The 19,479-nt window shown below is 74.1% G+C and carries 17 protein-coding genes; 3 read left to right on the top strand and 14 right to left on the bottom strand.

All coding sequences use genetic code 11. The annotated features are described in order from the left end of the window. The first annotated feature begins 50 nt into the window (after positions 1–50). Positions 51–527 (top strand): PaaI family thioesterase, encoded by a 477-nt coding sequence (locus FB458_RS12190; protein ID WP_170185663.1) that lies wholly within the window; start codon positions 51–53, stop codon positions 525–527. Positions 528–709: 182 nt separating this feature from the next. Here FB458_RS12190 and guaA read toward each other — a convergent pair whose 3' ends face one another. From guaA to FB458_RS12175, 3 genes are read right to left on the bottom strand one after another with little or no spacing between them, the layout of a single operon-like run. Beyond that, positions 710–2,287, bottom strand: a complete 1,578-nt coding sequence (gene guaA / locus FB458_RS12185) for a glutamine-hydrolyzing GMP synthase (protein WP_141848728.1) — start codon at positions 2,285–2,287, stop codon at positions 710–712. A gap of 10 nt (positions 2,288–2,297) precedes the next feature. After that, positions 2,298–2,696, bottom strand: coding sequence for a DUF3817 domain-containing protein (locus tag FB458_RS12180; protein ID WP_141848727.1), 399 nt, complete (start codon positions 2,694–2,696; stop codon positions 2,298–2,300). Beyond that, positions 2,693–3,541: an SURF1 family protein gene (locus FB458_RS12175; protein WP_141848726.1), complete on the bottom strand. Its 849-nt coding sequence runs from the start codon at positions 3,539–3,541 to the stop codon at positions 2,693–2,695. The genes FB458_RS12180 and FB458_RS12175 overlap by 4 nt, the downstream gene beginning before the upstream one ends. A 95-nt stretch (positions 3,542–3,636) precedes the next feature. Between FB458_RS12175 and FB458_RS12170 the strand changes: the two genes are divergently transcribed. After that, on the top strand, positions 3,637–4,245 hold the full coding sequence (locus tag FB458_RS12170; RefSeq protein ID WP_141848725.1) for a hypothetical protein: 609 nt from the start codon (positions 3,637–3,639) through the stop codon (positions 4,243–4,245). Between the two features lie 241 nt (positions 4,246–4,486). Here the strand turns inward: FB458_RS12170 and FB458_RS12165 are convergent, their stop codons facing one another. Beyond that, positions 4,487–6,214 carry a GMC oxidoreductase gene (locus tag FB458_RS12165; protein ID WP_141848724.1) on the bottom strand — a complete coding sequence of 576 codons (1,728 nt, stop codon included), beginning with the start codon at positions 6,212–6,214 and terminating at the stop codon, positions 4,487–4,489. After that, complete coding sequence (locus FB458_RS12160; RefSeq protein ID WP_141848723.1) at positions 6,214–7,845, bottom strand: succinic semialdehyde dehydrogenase; 1,632 nt, start codon at positions 7,843–7,845, stop codon at positions 6,214–6,216. Before FB458_RS12160 ends, FB458_RS12165 begins: the two co-directional genes overlap by 1 nt. Before the next feature lie 162 nt (positions 7,846–8,007). Here FB458_RS12160 and FB458_RS12155 point away from each other — a divergent pair, with 162 nt between their 5' ends. Further along, positions 8,008–9,174, top strand: a complete 1,167-nt coding sequence (locus tag FB458_RS12155) for a nucleotide sugar dehydrogenase (protein ID WP_141848722.1) — start codon at positions 8,008–8,010, stop codon at positions 9,172–9,174. A gap of 143 nt (positions 9,175–9,317) precedes the next feature. Here the strand turns inward: FB458_RS12155 and FB458_RS12150 are convergent, their stop codons facing one another. The 9 genes from FB458_RS12150 to guaB all read right to left on the bottom strand — a co-directional run bounded on the left by FB458_RS12150 (position 9,318) and on the right by guaB (position 19,261). Continuing rightward, positions 9,318–9,827: a VOC family protein gene (locus FB458_RS12150; RefSeq protein WP_141848721.1), complete on the bottom strand. Its 510-nt coding sequence runs from the start codon at positions 9,825–9,827 to the stop codon at positions 9,318–9,320. A 26-nt stretch (positions 9,828–9,853) separates the two neighbouring features. After that, positions 9,854–10,639, bottom strand: coding sequence for a pirin family protein (locus FB458_RS12145; RefSeq protein ID WP_246061188.1), 786 nt, complete (start codon positions 10,637–10,639; stop codon positions 9,854–9,856). A 72-nt stretch (positions 10,640–10,711) separates the two neighbouring features. Continuing rightward, positions 10,712–11,623: a dioxygenase family protein gene (locus FB458_RS12140; RefSeq protein WP_141848720.1), complete on the bottom strand. Its 912-nt coding sequence runs from the start codon at positions 11,621–11,623 to the stop codon at positions 10,712–10,714. After that, positions 11,620–13,425 carry an FAD-dependent oxidoreductase gene (locus tag FB458_RS12135; protein ID WP_141848719.1) on the bottom strand — a complete coding sequence of 602 codons (1,806 nt, stop codon included), beginning with the start codon at positions 13,423–13,425 and terminating at the stop codon, positions 11,620–11,622. Before FB458_RS12135 ends, FB458_RS12140 begins: the two co-directional genes overlap by 4 nt. A 55-nt stretch (positions 13,426–13,480) precedes the next feature. Beyond that, positions 13,481–14,539 carry a helix-turn-helix domain-containing protein gene (locus FB458_RS12130; protein ID WP_141848718.1) on the bottom strand — a complete coding sequence of 353 codons (1,059 nt, stop codon included), beginning with the start codon at positions 14,537–14,539 and terminating at the stop codon, positions 13,481–13,483. Positions 14,540–14,571: 32 nt separating this feature from the next. Beyond that, complete coding sequence (locus FB458_RS21625; protein ID WP_211356021.1) at positions 14,572–15,528, bottom strand: hypothetical protein; 957 nt, start codon at positions 15,526–15,528, stop codon at positions 14,572–14,574. A 47-nt stretch (positions 15,529–15,575) separates the two neighbouring features. Further along, positions 15,576–16,697: a GuaB3 family IMP dehydrogenase-related protein gene (locus FB458_RS12120; protein WP_141848717.1), complete on the bottom strand. Its 1,122-nt coding sequence runs from the start codon at positions 16,695–16,697 to the stop codon at positions 15,576–15,578. A 141-nt stretch (positions 16,698–16,838) separates the two neighbouring features. Further along, positions 16,839–17,744: an acyltransferase domain-containing protein gene (locus tag FB458_RS12115; RefSeq protein ID WP_141848716.1), complete on the bottom strand. Its 906-nt coding sequence runs from the start codon at positions 17,742–17,744 to the stop codon at positions 16,839–16,841. Further along, positions 17,741–19,261: an IMP dehydrogenase gene (guaB, locus tag FB458_RS12110; RefSeq protein ID WP_141848715.1), complete on the bottom strand. Its 1,521-nt coding sequence runs from the start codon at positions 19,259–19,261 to the stop codon at positions 17,741–17,743. The genes FB458_RS12115 and guaB overlap by 4 nt, the downstream gene beginning before the upstream one ends. Between the last annotated feature and the right edge of the window lie 218 nt (positions 19,262–19,479).

Raw genomic sequence — 19,479 nt, 5'->3', positions numbered from 1 at the left:
CACGACCGAGCCCCGTCGGGCCCTGCTGCCGGGTGTGCGAGGGTGGCGCGGTGCCCGACGCCTTCACCCGCGGTCTCAGCGCCGACCAGCTGCGCCGCAACCTCAACGCGTGGCCGACCTTCGCCGCCCAGGCCATCGACGTCGTCGAGATCGCCGCGGACTGGAGCCGCGCGGTCGTCCGGCTCGACCTCACGCCGCAGAACGCCAACTACTTCGGTACGGCGTTCGGCGGCTCGCTGTTCTCGATGATCGACCCGTTCCTGGTCATCCTCCTCGCCAACCAGCTCGGGGAGGACTACGCGGTCTGGGACAAGGTCGTCGAGATCGACTTCGTCCGGCCGGGAACCGGGCCGGTGACCGCGGTGGTCGACGTGCCGGCCGACGTCACCGCCGAGGTGCGCGCCGCGACCGACGACGGCAGCAAGCTGCTGCGCTGGTTCGAGGTCCCGCTGACGATGGACGACGGCACGCTCGTCGCCGTCCAGAAGCGACAGATCTACGTACGACGCCGCCGCACCACCGACTGAGGGGCCCGCCGACCGCACCGACAGGCAGTAGGCCCGCTGCCGTCCGGCGACCGTGCTCATGTCGCCTCCGGCGGTGCCCGACTGCATGTCGGCCCGTCCGCCCACCATCCTCGTCGGGCCACCCGAGGGAGCTGACGCGCCGCCCGGCTGCCCTGATCCGAGTCAGGTCAGCGCTAAGGCCCTCACTCCCACTCGATGGTGCCGGGCGGCTTGCTCGTCACGTCGAGCACGACCCGGTTGACCTCGCGCACCTCGTTGGTGATCCGCGTCGAGATCTTCGCCAGCGTCTCGTAGGGCACCCGCGTCCAGTCGGCCGTCATGGCGTCCTCGGACGACACCGGTCGCAGCACGACCGGGTGGCCGTAGGTCCGCCCGTCGCCCTGGACCCCGACAGACCGCACGTCGGCGAGCAGGACGACCGGGCACTGCCAGATCTCGCGGTCGAGGCCGGCGGCGGTCAGCTCGGCCCGGGCGATGGCGTCGGCGCGGCGCAGGACGTCCAGCCGCTCGCCGGTCACCTCGCCGACGATGCGGATGCCGAGCCCCGGCCCCGGGAACGGCTGGCGCCACACGATCGCCTCGGGCACGCCGAGCTCGAGGCCGACCGCGCGGACCTCGTCCTTGAACAGCGCCCGCAGCGGCTCGACGAGGCCGAACTGCAGGTCGTCCGGCAGCCCGCCGACGTTGTGGTGGCTCTTGATGTTGGCCGCGCCCTCGCCGCCGCCGGACTCGACGACGTCGGGGTAGAGCGTGCCCTGCACGAGCCACTTGACCGGGTGCTCCTCGTCGCCGCGGTCCGACACGACGTCGCGGGCGGCCTGCTCGAAGACCCGGATGAACTGGGCGCCGATGATCTTGCGCTTCTCCTCGGGGTCGCTCACCCCGGCGAGCGCGGCGAGGAACTGCTCGCGCGCGTCGACGACGACGAGGTCGACCCCGGTCGCCGCGACGAAGTCCTCCTCGACCTGCTCGGCCTCGCCCTCGCGCAGCAGCCCGTGGTCGACGAAGACGCAGGTCAGCTGGTCCCCGACGGCCCGCTGCACGAGCGCGGCGGCGACGGACGAGTCGACGCCCCCGGACAGCGCGCACAGCACGCGGTCTTCGCCGACCTGCGCGCGCACCCGGTCGACCAGCTCGTCGACGACGTTGGCCGGCGTCCAGTCGGCCGGGATGCCGGCGCCCTTGTGCAGGAAGTTCTCCAGCGTGCGTTGCCCGTGGGCGGTGTGCAGCACCTCGGGGTGCCACTGGACGCCGTACAGGCGCCGCTCGTCGTCCTCGACGGCGGCGACGGGCGCACCGTCGCTCGTCGCGGTGACCTTCATCCCGGGCGGCGCCTCGGTCACCGAGTCGCCGTGCGACATCCACACCGACTGGTGCTCCGGCACCCCGTCGAACAGGGTCGAGCCGGTGTCCGTCACCGTCGCCGGCGTCGAGCCGTACTCGCCGCGGCCGGTGTGCGCGACCGACCCGCCGAGCGCTTGGACCATCGCCTGGAAGCCGTAGCAGAGCCCCATGACGGGCACGCCGGCCTCGAGCAGGGCCGGGTCGAGCTCGGGCGCGCCCTCGGCGTAGACGCTGCTGGGGCCGCCGGACAGGATGACCGCCCGCGGGTTCCTCGCGAGCAGGTCGGCGACCGGCGTCGTGTGCGGCACGACCTCGCTGTAGACCTTCGCCTCGCGCACCCGCCGCGCGATCAGCTGGGCGTACTGCGCGCCGTAGTCGACGACGAGGACCGGCTGGGCCTGGAGGTCTTCGCTCACCCCGCCGAGCCTACTGGGCCGCGCGGGGTGCCCCCGCCGCCCGCTGGCCCTCGAGCGACGCGATGAGCGCCTCGGTGGACCGCGTCACCCGCCGCTCGGCGACGAACGGCACGAACGGCACGAAGCCGGAGAGCAGGTTGAGCACGATCCGGACGAGCGACCAGCGCGACTTGAAACCCAGGTTGACGATCGAGCACGCGTAGGCGAAGTAGATGAGGCCGTGGATCGGGCTCCAGTACTCCGTGAGGAAGTTCTTCTGGTCCAGCCCGTACTTGAGGACCATCTCGAGGACGAGGACGAACAGCGCGATGCCCGCGACGACGGCGAGCACGCGGTAGATCCGCAGCGCCGAGCGCAGCTGGTCGGGGGTCGCCGCCGGGCGGGCGGCGGGACGGGCGGGGGTGCTCACGGTCGGTCTGCTCCTGCGGGGGTGGGGTCGGGGGTCGAGGGGGTGGCGTCCGTACGGGGTCCCTCGGGCTCGCCCTTCGGCGGCCCGGCCGCGAGCGCCGCGTCCTGCCGCGCGTCGTCGCGCACCATCCGCACGTACATGTAGAGGGCGAAGAGCGCGAAGACCCACCACTGGACGGCGTACGCGCCGTTGCGCAGCGTGAAGCCGGTCGGCACCGGGGGCGGCGGCACGCGCTGGATGACCGCGGCCGACGACGCGCCGGTGGCGTCGGGGGTCTCGCTGATCGAGAAGAGGAACGCGTTGTAGAGGTCGCCGGGCCAGACGTTGACCAGCCGGCCGAGGTCGACCGAGCCGAGCTGGCCGGCCGGCAGCGACGCCGACAGGTCGGACGGCGACTCCCCCGGCGCGACGCTGCCGACGAGGGTGATGTCCCCGGTCGTCGTGGGCGGCGGCGCCGCGGCGGGCCCGCCCCGCGCGTCCGCGACGAAGCCGCGCACGACCGCGATCCGTGAGCCGGTCGCGTCGACGACGAACGGCGTGACGACCCACGACCCGCTCACCCCGTCGAGGCGGCGCTGCGGGACGACGACCTGGCCGGTGGCGTCGTACCGGCCGGTGGTCGAGACGCGGCGGCTGCTCGCGTCGCCGGGGAACTCGCTGTGCGGCTGGAGCAGGGTGGTGAGGGCGACGACCGGCTGCCGCGGGGCGGCGTACGCGGCCTGCGACTGGGCGTCGTCGCGGGCCACCGACAGCTGCCACAGGCCCAGCATCGTGAACGAGACGAGGACCGCGACGAGGACGACGAGCAGCCCCAGCCAGCGGGGCTTGAGCATCGTCCGGAACACCCCTCCAGGGTAGGTGAGCGGGCTGGGCGTCCCGACCGCCCGTCGGCCCCGGTCGTCCCCCGGGGCGGGGGGTCCGGTGTGGCAGCCTTGCCCCGATGCCTCCCGTCCGCCGCCACCGCCCCGCGGGAGTGGCCCGCGCCGGGCTGGTCGCCGCCGCGGCGCTGGTCGCGGCGACCGGGCTCGCGGGGTGCGCCGCCGGCACCCCACCGGCCGCGGTGACGGTCACCCCCACCGTCGTCGTCACGGTCACCCCGAGCCCGACCCCCACCCCCACGCCCACGGTCGCGCCCCCGCAGACCTGGGAGGAGGCGTTGGTCCACCTCGGCTCGGCGACGGCCGACCCGAGCAAGCCCCTCTCCTTCGTCAGCCCCAGCGGCAACCTCGCCTGCACCATCGTCGCGGGCGGCGCCTTGCGCGGCTGCGAGCTCGAGCAGGGCCGCATCGCCCCGCCCACCTCCGGCTTCTGCGCGAGCGCGGGCGGCGGCGCGGCCGACATCGGCCGGATCCAGCTCGGCCCGAACGGCCCGGTGGCCGTGTGCAACAAGGACCAGCTGGCCCCGGCCGACGCGCCGGAGCTGCCCTACGGACGGTCCACGACGTCCGGCAGCGTCGCCTGCGTGTCCGAGCAGATCGGCGTCACCTGCGTCGACGCCTCGACCCGCAAGGGCTTCTTCCTCGCCCGCGACACCTACTACGTGTTCTGACGCCCCCGGGGAGCGGGCCGAGAAGTTCCTCGGAGTCCACCCGTAACCCCCACCCGGTCGCCTCGTTGGACGTGGTGGACGGCTCCCCGGCCGTTCTGGAGGGGGCGACCGGGGGCCGCACTCCTCCCCCAGCAGGGGCGGGGGAGGCACCCCGTACGGGGACCGACGGCGAGGGAGGCACAGGGGGCCTCCCTCGACCGACGGGCAGGCCGGGGCCGGAGCGGTGCAGGAGGGAACGTCGTCATGCCGGGGTGAGGCCCGCGGCGGCGCCGCCCCGCTCCGGCTCCTCCGCCCGCGGCTCCAGGCGCTCGTACGGCGCCCCCTGGACCGGTCGGCGGTCGGCCTCGCCGGCGGCGGGCCACAGCGACATCGCCCGCTCGGCCTGCGCGGTGATGGTGAGGCTGGGGTTGACCCCGAGGTTGGCCGAGATCGCGGCGCCGTCGACGACGTGGACACCCGGGTAGCCCCACACCCGGTGGTAGGGGTCGACGACGCCGTGCCGCGGGTCGTCGGAGATCGCCGCGCCGCCGAGGAAGTGCGCGGTGAGCGGGATGTCGGCGATCTCCCCGGCCGACGACCCCGGGTAGGCGCGCAGCCGGGTCATCGTGCGCAGCTGGACCGCCATCTCGGTGACCGCGCGGGCGCCCTGCGGGATGTAGGTCGGGTTGGGCGTGCCGTGCCCCTGGCGCGAGGTGAGGCCGAAGCCGAACGGTCCCCGCTTCCCCGAGACGGTGAGCGAGTTGTCGCTGTCCTGCATGACGAGGGCGATGATCGTCCGCTCGCTCCAGCGCCGGTTGGACAGCGAGTGGGCGAAGACGAGCGGGTGCGCCGCGACCTGGCCGAGCCAGCGCAGCCAGCGCGGGACGCGGCCGCCGCCGTGCACCTGCACCGTCGACAGCAGCCCCATCGCGTTGCTGCCCCTGCCGTAGCGGCAGTTCTCGACGTGCGTGGACCCGTCGACGTGGAACGACGTCGTGATGGCGACGCCGCGGGTGAGGTCGGTGCCCGGCGGGACCTTCTCGACCATCGTCCCGGCGAGCGCCTCGGAGTTGGTGCGGGTCAGCCGGCCGAGCGCGGGCGAGAGCCGCGGGAGCCCCGCCCGCGGGCCGGTGCGCATCGCGTGGAGCAGCTTCTGGGTGCCCCAGGTGCCGGCGGCGACGACGACCTGGCCGGCGGTGACGGTGCGCCGGTCCTTGCGCAGCCACGCGCCGGTCCGCTCGGTCGTCACCGCGTAGCCCGCCTCGGGGCGCGCGGGGTCCAGCGGGCGGACGTCGACGACGGTGCGCAGCGGCTCGATCGTCACGCCGGCCTGCTCGGCGAACCACAGGTAGTTCTTGCGCAGCGTGTTCTTCGCGCCGTCGCGGCAGCCGACCATGCAGTTGCCGCAGAGGGTGCAGCCGGTGCGCGCCGGGCCCGTCCCCCCGAAGTACGGGTCGGCGACGGTCTCCCCGGGCTTGCCGAAGTAGACCCCGACGGGCGTCTTGCGGAAGGTGTGGCCGACGCCGAGCGCGTCGGCGGTGCGCCGCATGACCTCCTCGGCCGGGCCCTCGACGGGGTTGGTGACGACCCCGAGCATCCGGCTCGCCTCGGCGTAGTGCGGCGCGAGCTCGTCCTGCCAGTCGGTGATGTGCCCCCACTGCGGGTCGCGGAAGAACGACGCCCCCGGCTTGTAGAGCGTGTTGGCGTAGTTGAGCGAGCCGCCGCCGACGCCCGCGCCGGCGAGGATCATCACGTCGGGCAGCCGGTGGACCCGCTGCACGCCGTAGCACCCGAGGCGCGGCGCCCACAGGTAGCGGCGCACGTCCCACGAGGTGCGCGCGAAGTCCTCGTCCTCGAAGCGGCGCCCCGCCTCGACCATGTGGACGCGATACCCCTTCTGCGAGAGGCGCATCGCCGCGACGGAGCCGCCGAAGCCGGTGCCGACGACGAGGACGTCGTGGTCGTACGGCGCTCCGGTCCGAGTCGTCATCAGCGCCGCCCGAGCTTCTTCAGCGCCCCGATCGCGGTGGTCATCACCGCGGCCCACTGGTCGTCGCGCAGCCCGCGCGGGGCGCCGAAGCCGGCGACGTGCTGGGCGGTGACGTTCTGAGGCTCGGTGTACTTGCGGATGCCGTCGGCGCCGTGCCGGCGGCCGAGGCCCGAGTCCTTCATCCCGCCCATCGGGGCCCCCATGGAGCCCCACGCGGCGGCGTACCCCTCGTTGATGTTGACGGTGCCGCAGCGGATCCGGCGGGCGAGCGCGCGACCGGCGCGCACGTCCCGGGTGAAGATGCTCGCGTTGAGCCCGTACGACGTGTCGTTGGCCAGCGCCACCGCCTCGTCGTCGGAGGCGACCCGGTAGACCGACACGACCGGCCCGAAGGTCTCGGTGTCGCGGCAGGTCATCGCCTCGGTCACGCCCTCGAGGACGGTGGGCTCGAAGCAGAACGGACCGACGTCGGGGCGCGGCCGGCCGCCGGCGAGGACGCGGGCGCCCTTGGTGCGGGCGTCCTCGACGTGCTCGGTGACCCGGTCGAGCGCGGCCTGCGAGAGCAGGCTGCCCATGTCGTAGCCCCAGCCGACGCCGGTGCCGAGGCGCATCGCGCGCACGGCGGGCAGGAAACGGGCGAGGAACTCGTCGGCGACGTCCTCGTGGAGGATGAGCCGCTCGGTGTGCATGCACAGCTGGCCGCCGGAGGAGAACGCGGCGCGGATCGCGCCGTCGACGGCCCGCGGGAGCGAGGCGTCGGCGCGCACGTAGAGCGAGTTCTTGCCCCCGAGCTCGAGGGAGACGCCGACGAGACGGCGGGCGGCCGCCTCGGCGACGCGGCGACCGGTGGCGGTCGAGCCGGTGTAGCAGACGTAGTCGACCTGGTCGACGACCGCCTGGCCGACGCTCGGGCCGTCGCCGACGACGACCTGCAGGACGCCCTCGGGCAGCCCCGCCTCGGCGAGCAGCTGCACGCCCTCGAGCGCGGTGAGCGTGGTCTGCAGGTCGGGGCGCAGGACGACGGCGTTGCCGGCCAGCAGGGCCGGGATCAGGTCGGTCAGGGCGAGGCTGAAGGGGTAGTTCCAGGGGCTGACCACGCCGACGACGCCCTTGGGCAGCAGCGTCTCGACGCTCTGGGTGAGGACGGGGAAGGCGCCGGCGTGGCGCCGCGGGCGCAGGTAGCGCGCGGCCGACCGGGCGTAGTGCCGCGCGCAGATCGCCGTGTCGAGGACCTCCTCGAAGGCCTGCGAGCGGGCCTTGCCCGCCTCGAGCTGGACGAGGTCGAGGATCTCGGCCTGGTCGCGCAGCACGAGGTCGTGGAAGCGCAGGAAGACCGCCGCCCGCGCGGCGATCGTCGTCCGGGCCCAGGAGCGCTGGGCCGCACGCGCGGCGGTGACCGCGAGGGTGACGTCGTCCGGGGTCGACAGCGGCAGCGACGCCACGGGGCCCCCGGTCATCGGGGTGACCGTCGTCGTCCACTCCGGCCGCGGCGCGCACACGACGCGGGCGGTGAGCCGGCGCACCAGCTCGGGCTCGACGGCGTACGTCGCGGTGACGTCGGTCTCCGGGTCGGCGACGAGGTCGTGCGGGCGGGAGGCGGACGCGCCGGTCCCCGAGGTCTCCGATGACATGGGACGGAGTTTACGGGCGGGTAGCGTTCCTGCCTACTCTTGGTAACTTGTGTCTCACGGCCGTCACCCTGCCGCTGGTCGGGTGCCGGTCAGGTGCTGCGCGCGGTGCCGGACGGGACGCCGTACGGGGCCGCGCGCAGCGCCGCTTGTAGGGTCCTGGCCATGAAGATCGCCGTCGCGGGGCTCGGGTACGTCGGCCTGTCGAACGCTGTCCTGCTCGCCGCGCGCCACGAGGTGGTGGCCTTCGACGTCGACGCGCACCGGGTCGCGCTGGTCAACGAGCGACGCTCCCCCATCGTCGACACGGAGCTCGAGGACCACCTGGCCCACCACGAGCTGCACCTGCGCGCGACCACCGACCGGGCCGAGGCGCTCGAGGGGGCCGACGTGCTCGTCATCGCCACCCCGACGAACTACGACCCCGACCGCAACTTCTTCGACACCTCGACGGTGGACGAGAACATCGCCGAGACCGCGCGGCTGTCGCCGTCGACGACGGTCGTCGTCAAGTCGACGATCCCGGTCGGCTACACCCGGGGGCAGCAGGAGCGCTTCCCGCAGCTGACGATCCTGTTCTCCCCCGAGTTCCTGCGCGAGGGCCGGGCCCTCTGGGACAACCTGCACCCGAGCCGCGTCGTCGTCGGTGGCGAGCCCGGCGAGGCCAAGCGGTTCGCCGACCTGCTCGTCGAGGGCGCCGAGGACGACGACGTGCCCGTGCGGCTGACGGCGCCGACCGAGGCCGAGGCGATCAAGCTCTTCGCCAACACCTACCTGGCCATGCGGGTCGCCTACTTCAACGAGCTCGACAGCTACGCGGTCACCCACGGCCTCGACACCCGCGCGATCATCGAGGGCGTCGGGCTCGACCCGCGGATCGGGATGCACTACAACAACCCGAGCTTCGGCTACGGCGGCTACTGCCTGCCCAAGGACACCAAGCAGCTGCTGGCCAACTTCGACCAGGTCCCGCAGAACCTCATCCGCGCGATCGTCGACGCCAACACGACGCGCAAGGACTTCGTCGCCTTCGACATCCTCGACCGCGAGCCGCGGGTCGTCGGGATGTACCGGCTCGTCATGAAGTCCGGGTCGGACAACTTCCGGTCGTCCTCGATCCAGGGGATCATGAAGCGCATCAAGGCCAAGGGCGTCGAGGTCGTCGTCTACGAGCCGTCCCTCGAGCAGGACGAGTTCTTCCACTCGCGCGTCGTGCGCGACCTCGAGGAGTTCAAGCGGGTCAGCGACGTCATCGTCGCCAACCGCCACACGGACGACCTGGCCGACGTCGCGGACAAGGTCTACACCCGCGACGTCTTCGGCCGCGACTGAACACCTGCTTCCCGGGAGTCAGCTTCCCGACACAGCGCCCCGACGATGAACACCCCACATGTTGCTGGCTTTGGACGAGCGAGATGGATTCTCGCTCGTCCAAAGCCAGCAACACGTGGGGTATGTCGCCCCGGACGCGTCGGTCAGAGGACGTGCTCGCCGTACATCTCCCCCAGCGGGTCGGCGATGAGCTCGATGCGGGCGCCGTCGGGGTCGCGGAAGTAGACCGAGACGCCGGAGTGGACCTCGTGCTCGATGCCCTCGGCGGTCAGGCGCTCGACGATCGCCTGCCAGCGCGACGGCTCGACCGAGATGGCGCAGTGGTGCAGGCCGCCGAGGACCTCCTGGTACGGGCCGACGTCGAGCCCCGGGAAGTCGAAGAACGCCAGGAGGTTGCCGTTGCCGATGTCGAAGAAGAAGTGCGACGAACCCGGGTAGTCGCGGTTCTCGATGAGCTCGGTGAGCGGGAAGCCGAGCACGTCCTGGTAGAAGCGGATCGTCGTCTCGACGTCGCTGCTGACCAGCGCGGTGTGGTGCAGGCCGCGGGCGGTCGACTCCGGTCGCTCGCTGGCGGGGCGCAGGTGCGCCTCGCGGAGCTCCGTACGGCGGGCCGCGAGGGCCTCGAGGTCGCGGGTGGTGGTCTGGTCGGTCATGAGCTCTCCTTCGACGGGGCGGGCGGTCAGGCGGCGAGGCCGGCGTGCATCTCCCACACGAGGACCTCGGCCTCGGTGGTGGCCGTCACCCGCTGGCCGCCGGTCGCGGTGAAGCGGACGGCGTCGCCCGTGCCGAGCGGTCCGGCGCCCTCGAGGACGACCTCGCCGACGGGGACGAAGAGGTGCAGGTACGGCGCGTCCGGCAGCTCGACCTGCTGGCCCGGCGACAGCCGGGCGACGTGCAGGGCGGCGTACCGGTTGCGGATCCGGATGGCCGCGGAGCCGGCGTGCCGGTCCATGCCGGAGGCGACGGGGACGAGCCCGCCGGAGAGCAGCTCGTGGTCGACCTCGAGCTGCTCGTAGCCGGGCTGGATGCCGGACTCGTCGGGCAGGACCCACATCTGGACGAAGTGCACGGGCTCCTCGGCCGGGCGCGTGCTCGCCTCCGCGGACAGCCGCCACGCGTCGTTCTTCTCCGAGTGCAGGATGCCGGTGCCGGCGCTCATCCGCTGCGCCAGTCCGGGGTAGATCACGCCGTGGTGGCCCTCGGAGTCCTGGTGCACCAGCGAGCCGCGCAGCACCCAGGTGACGATCTCCATGTCCCGGTGCGGGTGCGTCTCGAAGCCCGTCCCCGCGTCGACGACGTCGTCGTTGTTGACCAGCAGCAGCCCGTGGTGGGTGTTGCGGGGGTCCCGGTGGTGGCCGAACGCGAAGGAGTGCTTGGAGTCGAGCCAGCCGACGTCCGTCGCGAACCGCTGGTCGGCGCGGCGGATGTCGACCTGCGGGGCGAGGCTGATGGTGCCGGTGCTCACGATGACGCTCCTGACGGGTGGGTGCGGGGCGACCGGTCGGGCCGCTGTGCCCTCACCAATATACTTGAAACCTCAATTATTTCCACCCGGCCTGTCCCCCGTATCGCCCGGCGCGAGGACGATGTCGAACCGGGTCCGTGCCCAGGCCGCTCCCCCGAGGTCGCGCCCGTCCGGCGTGGGTGTCCCCGGCGGCTGCTCGACGAAGTCCCGGACGAGCGACTCCTTGACCCCGAAGACGCTGTCGCTCGCCAGCAGCTCGTCGCCGCGGACGAAGACGTGCGTGACCAGCGTCCGCAGCCCCGGTGCGCTGACCATGACGTGCAGGTGCGCGGCGCGCATCGGCGAGCGCCCGGTCGCCGCGAGCAGCGCGCCGACCGGCCCGTCGTGCGGGATGGGGTACGGCGTCGGGGTGACGGCCCAGAAGCGGTAGCCCCCCTCCTCGTCGGCGACCAGGTGGCCGCGGCCGGCGACGCGGTCGTCGCCGTACTGGACGTCGTAGAAGCCATCGGCGTCGGCCTCCCACACCTCGAGCCGGGCGCCGGGGACCGGTCGGCCGCCGGTGTCGCGGACCGTCCCCTCGACCCAGCAGGGCTGCCCGACCGCCGACCCGGCGACGTCGCCGCCGAGCTCGACCCGGGGCGCGTCCTCGACGAAGAAGGGGCCGAAGACGGTGGCCTCGGTGGCGTCGGCGTACGCCTCGTTGTTGATGGCGATGGTCTGCATCGAGGCGCCGAGGACGTCGGAGAGCAGGACGAACTCCTGGCGCCGCTCGTCGGTGATGTGCCCGATCGCGGTGAGGGCGTCGATGCCCTGCTTCCACTCCGCCTCGGTGGGGCGGACGTCGCGCAGGAACGCGTGCAGGTGCGTCACGACGCCCTGGACGAGCTCCTTCAGCCGCGGGTCGGGGGTGCCCTCGAAGGAGTCGAGGACCAGCCGGACGAGGTGCTCCTCGCGCCCGCGCTGCTCGTCGTCGACGCCGCTCACCGCGCGCCCTCGTCGCGCCCGAGGACCCGCGCGAGCGCCTCGTGCAGCGCCTCCCGCGGGTCGTCGGGGAGGGCGTGCGCCCGCCAGGCGATGTGCTTGTCGGGGCGCACGAGCAGCGCGCCGCCCTCCTCGATCTCGCGCAGGCGGGCCCAGTCGTCGTACAGGTCGGTGACGGCTCGACCGGGGCCGATGACGACCGCCTGCAGCGGCACCCCGAGGTCGTCCGCCACCTGCGCGGCGGCGTCCTCCCAGGCCTCCCCGGCGATGCCGGTGAGGAGGGTGAAGCGGTCGTACGGCGCGAGGTCCATCGTCGCCAGGCGCGTCATCGCGTCGCCGACCCATGCGTGCGGCAGGTGCGACCCGGGGGCCGTCGACGGCTCGAAGTAGAGGTCGGGGTCACGGGTCGGGGCGGGTCGCGTCGTCCCGTCGGGGACGACCGCCCCCGACTCGTAGACCTGGCCGAGCTCGACGCCGTGGGCGTTGAACTCGTAGTTCTTCAGCTCCATGGCCTTGACCAGCGCGGCACGCTTCGCCGCCCCGGCCGGGGTGTTGGCCTTGCGCTCCTCGATGGCGGCGACCATCTCCTCCTCCGTGCGCGCCTGCGTCAGCCCGAGCGCGACGAAGAAGTCGACGAACTCGCGGCTGGAGCGGTTGGCGCGCAGCACGATCCGCTCCGCCACCGGTGCACGCTCGGCCGAGTAGCTCTCCAGCAGCGGCGGGGCGGCGTACCCGCGCAGGACGGCCGCGAGCTTCCAGGCGAGGTTGTAGGAGTCCTGGACCGAGGTGTTGGAGCCGAGGCCGTTGCTCGGCGGGTGCCGGTGCACCGCGTCGCCGACGCAGAAGACGCGCCTGGACTGCAGGTGGGTCGCGTACATCTCGTTGTTGCCCCACAGCGAGGTGCCCGTGATCTCCACCTCGAGGTCGGGCAGGCCGAGGAGGTTGCGCACGATCCGGGTGGCGGCCGCCTCGTCGACCACCGGCGGCGGGCCGGCGATGTCGTAGCCCCACACGACGAGCCACTCGTGCCAGGGCCGGACCATCCGCACGAGCCCGGCCCCGATGCCGCCGACGTCCGAGCCGGGCTGGATCACCCAGTAGAGGACCGACGGCCGGTGCGCGACGAGGGGGGTCAGGTCGGCCCTGAAGGTGATGTTCATCGACCCGGCGATGTCCATCGCGCCCTCGAACGGCAGGCCGACGTCGGCGGCGACGGCGGAGCGGGCGCCGTCCGCGCCGACGAGGTACGTCGCCCGGATGGTGTACGGCGTCCCGGTGAGCCGGTCGAGGACGCGCACGTCCACCCCCTCCTCGTCCTGGGTGTGCGAGACGTACTCGGTGGAGAACCGGACCTGGGCGCCGCGGGCGGCGGCGTTGCGCACGAGGATCGGCTCGAGGTAGGTCTGCGGGATGTCCACGGTCAGGCACGGGGAGGCGAGCCGGTAGTCGGCCTGGCGCGACGGGCCGGTGCCCCAGGTGTGGATGCGCCCGATCTCCTCCCCCGCCAGCGACGTGCAGAACACGGTGTCGCCGACGAGGTCGTGCGGGGTGGCGTCGGCGAGGACCTGGTCCTCGATCCCGAGGTCGCGGAAGACCTCCATGGCCCGCTGGTTGGTGATGTGCGCGCGCGGGGTGTTCGCGGTCCAGCGGTACTTGGTGATGACCACCGTCGGGACGCCGAGGGTGGCGAGGAACAGCGCCGCCGCGGAGCCGGCCGGGCCGGACCCGACGACCAGGACGTCGGTCTCGACGACCCCCGTGGTCGGCAGCTCGGTGGTCTCGCGGCCGTCGTCGAACGCGGGCATCATCGGCCTCCTCGGACCGGACCGGCGCCGGTGCTGGGGCCAGTGTCGGTCGTCGTCACGCGCCCGTCGAGGGGACGGCGTCGTGCCTGGCCGGTCCGGGGACGGATGGCCGCTGCGGGGACGCCGCGACGGCCGACCGCGCCCGGGCGGTGCGCCGGCGCAGCTCGCTGGGCGGCTCGCCGTACGCCGCCGCGAACGCCGTGGCGAAGTGCCGCGGCGAGGCGAAGCCGCAGCGGCGGGCGACCTGCGCGACCCCGAGGCCGGCGGCCGACGGGTCGAGGAGCAGCCGGCGGGCGGCCTCGAGGCGGCGCGCGCGCAGGTGCGGGAGGAACGCCGTCCCGCCGTCGGCGAGGACGCGCGAGAGGTGGCGGGGGCTGAGGCCGACCGCGGCGGCGACCCGCTCCGCGCTCAGCCCGGGCTCGAGCAGGTGCGCGTCGACGTAGGCGAGGGCGGCGGCCCGGTGCGCGGCGGCGGCGTCTCGACCGCGACCCCCGGCGAGGGTGGCGACGAGGTCGAGCAGGGTGGCCTCGAGGACCGCCTCCGGCTCGTCCTCCCGGGCCGCCCCGCCGACCAGGCGGGCGAGCCGGCGGGCGGCGGGGTCGCCGCCGGCGCCGAAGCCGACCACGCGCGGGGCGTCGAGCCCGGCGAGACCCGTGACCTCGGTGAACAGGTCGCGCGGGAGCTTGACGACGAGCTCCTCGAGGCCACCGGAGAAGCCGCGCAGGAAGGGGCGGTCGGCGTCGCAGACGAGCAGCTCGCCCGGCGACAGCCGGCGCACCCCGTCGTCGTGGTAGAAGAACGCCTCCCCGGCGAGCCCGAAGAAGAGGGCCACCGCGTGGGTCGGGCGGCGCGCGACGAGGCCGGCGTCGCGCTCGACGACGTGCGGGGTGCCCTGCACGCGGGCGAGGTCGAGGCGCCCCACCCGGACGTTGACCTCGCTGGCCTCGAGCGCGTCGGCGGTGAGGGTCCGGCAGCGCAGTCCGATGAGGGCGTCGTCGTTGTGGGCCTCCCACAGCTCCACGCGGCGCTCGGGAGGCAGCCGACGCGTCGAGAACGCGACCGGCTGCGGCGCGGCCGGCGGGCCCGCGCCGGCCGGGGTCGGCGCCGTCGCCATGCGGGGAGACTACCCGCGCGGCGCCCTCGGGGTCAGCGGACGGCCCACAGGGCCAGGGCTCCGGCGGTGACGTCCTCGGCGACCGCGGCGGGCGCCGACCAGCCGCGCTCCTGCGCGACGGACCGGGCGGCGGTGCCGAGCGCCGCGCCGGCGAAGGCGCCACCGGCGGCGAGGGCGGCGGTGACCACCGTGCCGGCGAGTCCGGCGTGCTCGCGGCGGGCCAGGGCGGCAGCCCCGAGCGCGCCCGCGCCGAGGCGGCCGAGCAGCGGCCCGGCCTCCAGCCGGCTCGGGACCTGCGGGAGCTTGTCGGCCACGACCTCGCCGACCACGGCCGTCGCCGCCGCGAGCGCCGGCAGCCGACCGCCGGTCGCACGGGCCAGGGCCACGGCGCCGAGCGAGCTGCGCGACCCGGCGGCGAGACCGAGCGCCAGCGCGCGCAGGGCGAGCGGGGCCCGGCGGTGCGTCATCGCGGGCTCGTCGTCGGCACCGTCGTCGGAAGGTGCCCGGTCGAGCCGGCGGAGGGTCGAGACGACGGCGACACCGAAGAGGGCGTGCGGGACGGCGTCGCCGACCCAGTCCCGGGTGCTCCAGGTGGCCGGGTCGCTCACCCCGAGCCGCGCCGCCCCGAGGTCGGAGGCGGCCATCGCACCCGCCCCGACGAGGACGGCCGACACCGGGGCGGGCAGCCTGACCCCGGCGGCCCGGACCACCGCGGCCGCCACCCCGGTGGTGACGCCGGTCGCGAGGCCGAGCAGGGCGCCGTACGCCTCTGGGCGGGAGCCGCCCTGCGGGAGCGGCAGGTCGAGGCGCCCGACGAGCGCCCGGGCCGCGTCCGCCGGGACGCTGCTGGCGGCCCGGCCGGTGAGGGCCATGTCGCCGTACGTCGCCGCGTCGAGGACGAGGGTGCCGACCGCGCCGGCGACGACGCCGCGCCACAGGACCCCGCCCGGGGTGCGGTGCGGGTGCGGGCTCGGTGCGCGGTGGCTCATGCCTCCTCGCTACCCCGCGGCCCGGCGCGCCACGCGGCCGGGCGGGGTCAGGAGCCGGAGTACGGCGCGACGACGACCTCGACGCGCTGGAACTCCTTGACGTCGGAGTAGCCGGTGGTCGCCATGGCGCGGCGCAGGGCGCCGATGATGTTCGTCGTGCCGTCGGCGAAACGGCCGGGCCCGAAGAGGATCTCCTCGAGCGAGCCCTGGGTGCCGATCTGGATCCGCGCGCCGCGCGGCAGCGCGGAGTGGTGCGCCTCGGGGCCCCAGTGGAAGCCGCCCCCCGGTGCCTCGGTCGCGCGGGCCAGGGCCGCGCCGAGCATGACCGCGTCGGCGCCGCACGCGACCGCCTTGACGATGTCGCCGGAGCTGCCGACGCCGCCGTCGGCGATGACGTGGACGTAGCGGCCGCCGGACTCGTCGAGGTAGTCGCGGCGGGCGGCGGCGACGTCGGCGACCGCAGAGGCCATCGGCGCGTGGATGCCGAGGGTCGTGCGGGTCGTGTGCGCCGCGCCGCCGCCGAACCCGACGAGGACGCCGGCGGCGCCGGTGCGCATGAGGTGCAGCGCCGCGGTGTACGTCGACGCGCCGCCGACGATGACGGGGATGTCGAGCTCGTAGATGAAGCGCTTGAGGTTGAGCGGTTCGCTGTTGCCGGAGACGTGCTCGGCGCTGACCGTCGTGCCGCGGATGACGAACAGGTCGCAGCCGGCGTCGACGACGGTCTTCCAGTGCTGCTGGGTGCGCTGCGGGCTGAGCGCGCCGGCGACGGTGATGCCGGCGCGGCGCAGCTCCTGGATCCGCGCGGTGATGAGCTCGGGCTTGATCTCCTCGGCGTAGATCTCCTGCATCCGCGCCGTGGCCTTGGCCGGGTCGAGCCGGACGATCTCCTCGATGAGGGGCTCCGGGTCGTCGTACCGCGTCCACAGGCCCTCGAGGTCGAGCACCGGCAGCCCGCCGAGGCGACCGAGCTCGATGGCCGTGGCGGGTGACATGACCGAGTCCATCGGCGCCGCGATGACGGGGATGTCGAAGTGGTAGGCGTCGATCTGCCAGGAGACCGACACCTCCTCGGGGTCGCGGGTGCGGCGCGAGGGGACCACGGCGATGTCGTCGAAGGAGTAGGCACGCCGCCCGCGCTTGCCCCGGCCGATCTCGATCTCAGTCACGGCGTCAGGCTATCGGTCGCGCCACCCCACCCCGTGCGTCCGAGAGGGTGGCGGCCACCGCCACCGACGTCTCGGACGCCGCAGGGCGCTGTACGGGAGCGTCCGAGAGGGTGGTGGCCACCACCGCCGACGTCTCGGACGTCAGCGCCAGGGGAACCAGCCGCTGTGGCTGTGCCAGTGGCCACCGCGCCGCCACAGGTCGAGCATGGCCCGCCGCAGCGTCGAGTCCGCGGGCAGCTGCGCGACCGGGGTCGACGGCGCGTCCCAGAGGAACTTGCGCACGGTGAGGTCGGCGTCCTCGTCGAGCGCCCGCCCGAGGGTGAAGCGGCGCTGGAAGGCCACGAGGTTCGACGACGCCGGCAGCAGCTCGGCCAGCTGCGGGTCGAGCAGCCACGACCAGCACACCGCGACGGGGTAGCGCTCGCCGGGGAACCGGCGCCGGAAGAACGTCGACGCCGCGGCCACGGACGCCTCCACCGCGTCCGGGGTCAACGGCCCGCCCGCGCCGGGGATGTGCACCGACAGCACGAGGTCGCCGGGACCGACGGGCACCCCGGCCATCCCGAGCTCCAGCCCGGTGCCCTGCCCGAGGTGCACCCGCTCGTACTGCAGCCTGCCCAGCTGGACGATCGCGCCGGTCAGGTGCCGGGTCAGCCACCCGGCCAGCTCGTCGCCGAGCCCCGCGACGCCGAACCAGCGCCGGTTGCGGGTGAGCATCCGCCCGACGTCGGCGAGCGTCGCCGCGCTCACCTCCGGGGACACCCCCAGTGCCTCGTGGTGGGCGAGCAGGTCGGGCAGGACCTCGGCGAACGCCACCACCGGCAGGTACGACGCCCCGTCCAGACCCTCGCGCGACGGCAGCGCGGGCCCCGGGCTCGGCTCCCCCGTCGCCGCGCGCAGCGCATTGGCCGCGCCGGCCACCCACCCGGCGAGGGCGGCATCACGCCGTACGGCGTCCTGCGCGGCCAGCAGCGCGGCGACGTCCTCGCCCGGGACGTCGAACAGCACGAGGGCGCGGTCGTCGACCGGCCCGGGGGTGCCGCTCACCGGGCGTAGTTCGGGGCCTCGACCGTCATCTGCACGTCGTGCGGGTGGCTCTCCTTGAGCCCGGCCGCGGTGATCCGCACGAAGCGGCCCTTGGCCTGCAGCTCGGGGATGGACCGAGCGCCGACGTAGAACATCGACTGCTGCAGGCCGCCGATGAGCTGGTGCGCGACGGCGGACAGCGGGCCGCGGTAGGGCACCTGGCCCTCGATGCCCTCGGGGACGATCTTGTCGTCGCTCTCGACGTCGGCCTGGAAGTAGCGGTCCTTGGAGAAGGACTTCTTGCCGCGCGAGGCCATCGCCCCGAGCGAGCCCATGCCGCGGTAGGTCTTGAACTGCTTGCCGTTGACGAAGACCAGCTCGCCCGGGGACTCCTCGCAGCCGGCGAGCAGCGATCCGAGCATGACGGTGTCGGCGCCCGCGACGAGGGCCTTGGCGATGTCGCCGGAGTACTGCAGGCCGCCGTCGCCGACGAGCGGGACGCCGGCCGGCTTGGTCGCGAGCGACGCGTCGTAGATCGCCGTGACCTGCGGCACGCCGACCCCGGCGACGACGCGGGTCGTGCAGATCGAGCCCGGGCCGACGCCGACCTTGACGCCGTCGGCGCCCGCGTCGACGAGCGCCTGCGCGCCCTCGCGGGTCGCGACGTTGCCGCCGAGGACCTGCACGTGGCGGGTGGCCGGGTCGGACTTGATCTTGCGGATCATGTCGAGCATGAGCCGGGCGTGGCCGTTGGCGACGTCCGGCACGAGCACGTCGACGCCGGCCTCGACGAGCGTCGTCGCCCGCTCCCACGCGTCGCCGAAGTACCCGATCGCGGCGGCGACGAGCAGCCGGCCGTGGTCGTCCTTGCTCGCCCGCGGGAACTGCTCCGACTTGACGAAGTCCTTGACGGTGATGAGCCCGGCGAGGCGGCCGTCGGCGTCGACGATCGGCAGCCGCTCGCGCTTGTGCTGGCGCAGCAGCGCGGTGGCGTCCTCGCGGGAGGTGCCGACCGGCGCGGTGACGAGCGGCATCGGCGTCATCACCTCGTCGACCTTGGTCGTCGCCCACTCCTTGACCGGGGTGAAGCGCAGGTCGCGGTTGGTGACGATGCCGATGAGCTTGTGCTCGCCGTCGACGACGGGCAGGCCGGAGACGCGGTACTGCCCGCAGACCTTGTCGAGCTGCTCGAGCGTCGCGTCGGCGGTGATCGTCACCGGGTTGGAGATCATCCCGGTCTGGGTCCGCTTGACGAGGTCGACCTGGTAGGCCTGGTCCTCGATCGAGAGGTTGCGGTGCAGCACCCCGATGCCGCCCTGGCGGGCCATGGCGATGGCCATCTGCGACTCGGTGACGGTGTCCATCGCCGAGGAGACGAGCGGCACCTTGAGGGTGATCTCGCGGGTGAGGCGGGTCGTCGTGTCGACCTCGCTGGGGACGACGTCGGTCTCGCCCGGCAGCAGGAGCACGTCGTCGTAGGTCAGGCCGAGCGCGGCGAAGGGCGAGGGCACCGAGGTCTGGTCGTCACCGAGGCTCATGGACGGATTCTAGGTGAGCGGGCTGGGGGCTCCGTACGGCGCCGCTAGCCCCCGCACCGGGGCGGGCGCATCCCCCGGACGGCCCTTCCTCGGGATTTCCTTGCCAAATCCTGACCTGCGCGTGAGACGGGTATGACACGACGGGCCCTAGCGTCGAGCCAGCGGGTCGCCCGGTGGGGCGGCCCGGCCCGGTCCACCAGGCAACGGCGCCTGCGGAC

The sequence above is a fragment of the Lapillicoccus jejuensis genome (assembly GCF_006715055.1).
Classification (GTDB): Bacteria; Actinomycetota; Actinomycetes; order Actinomycetales; family Dermatophilaceae; genus Lapillicoccus; species Lapillicoccus jejuensis.
This window is presented reverse-complemented; position numbering and strand designations above follow the sequence as displayed.

What these genes read in the sequence shown, in the direction of transcription:
- guaB (WP_141848715.1), bottom strand. Translation starts at nt 19,261, where the DNA reads ATGAGCCTCGGTGACGACCAGACCTCGGTGCCCTCGCCCTTCGCCGCG.
- FB458_RS12170 (WP_141848725.1), top strand. Translation starts at nt 3,637, where the DNA reads ATGCCTCCCGTCCGCCGCCACCGCCCCGCGGGAGTGGCCCGCGCCGGG.
- FB458_RS12155 (WP_141848722.1), top strand. Translation starts at nt 8,008, where the DNA reads ATGAAGATCGCCGTCGCGGGGCTCGGGTACGTCGGCCTGTCGAACGCT.
- FB458_RS12160 (WP_141848723.1), bottom strand. Translation starts at nt 7,845, where the DNA reads ATGTCATCGGAGACCTCGGGGACCGGCGCGTCCGCCTCCCGCCCGCAC.
- FB458_RS12130 (WP_141848718.1), bottom strand. Translation starts at nt 14,539, where the DNA reads ATGGCGACGGCGCCGACCCCGGCCGGCGCGGGCCCGCCGGCCGCGCCG.
- FB458_RS12165 (WP_141848724.1), bottom strand. Translation starts at nt 6,214, where the DNA reads ATGACGACTCGGACCGGAGCGCCGTACGACCACGACGTCCTCGTCGTC.
- FB458_RS12135 (WP_141848719.1), bottom strand. Translation starts at nt 13,425, where the DNA reads ATGCCCGCGTTCGACGACGGCCGCGAGACCACCGAGCTGCCGACCACG.
- FB458_RS12150 (WP_141848721.1), bottom strand. Translation starts at nt 9,827, where the DNA reads ATGACCGACCAGACCACCACCCGCGACCTCGAGGCCCTCGCGGCCCGC.
- FB458_RS21625 (WP_211356021.1), bottom strand. Translation starts at nt 15,528, where the DNA reads ATGAGCCACCGCGCACCGAGCCCGCACCCGCACCGCACCCCGGGCGGG.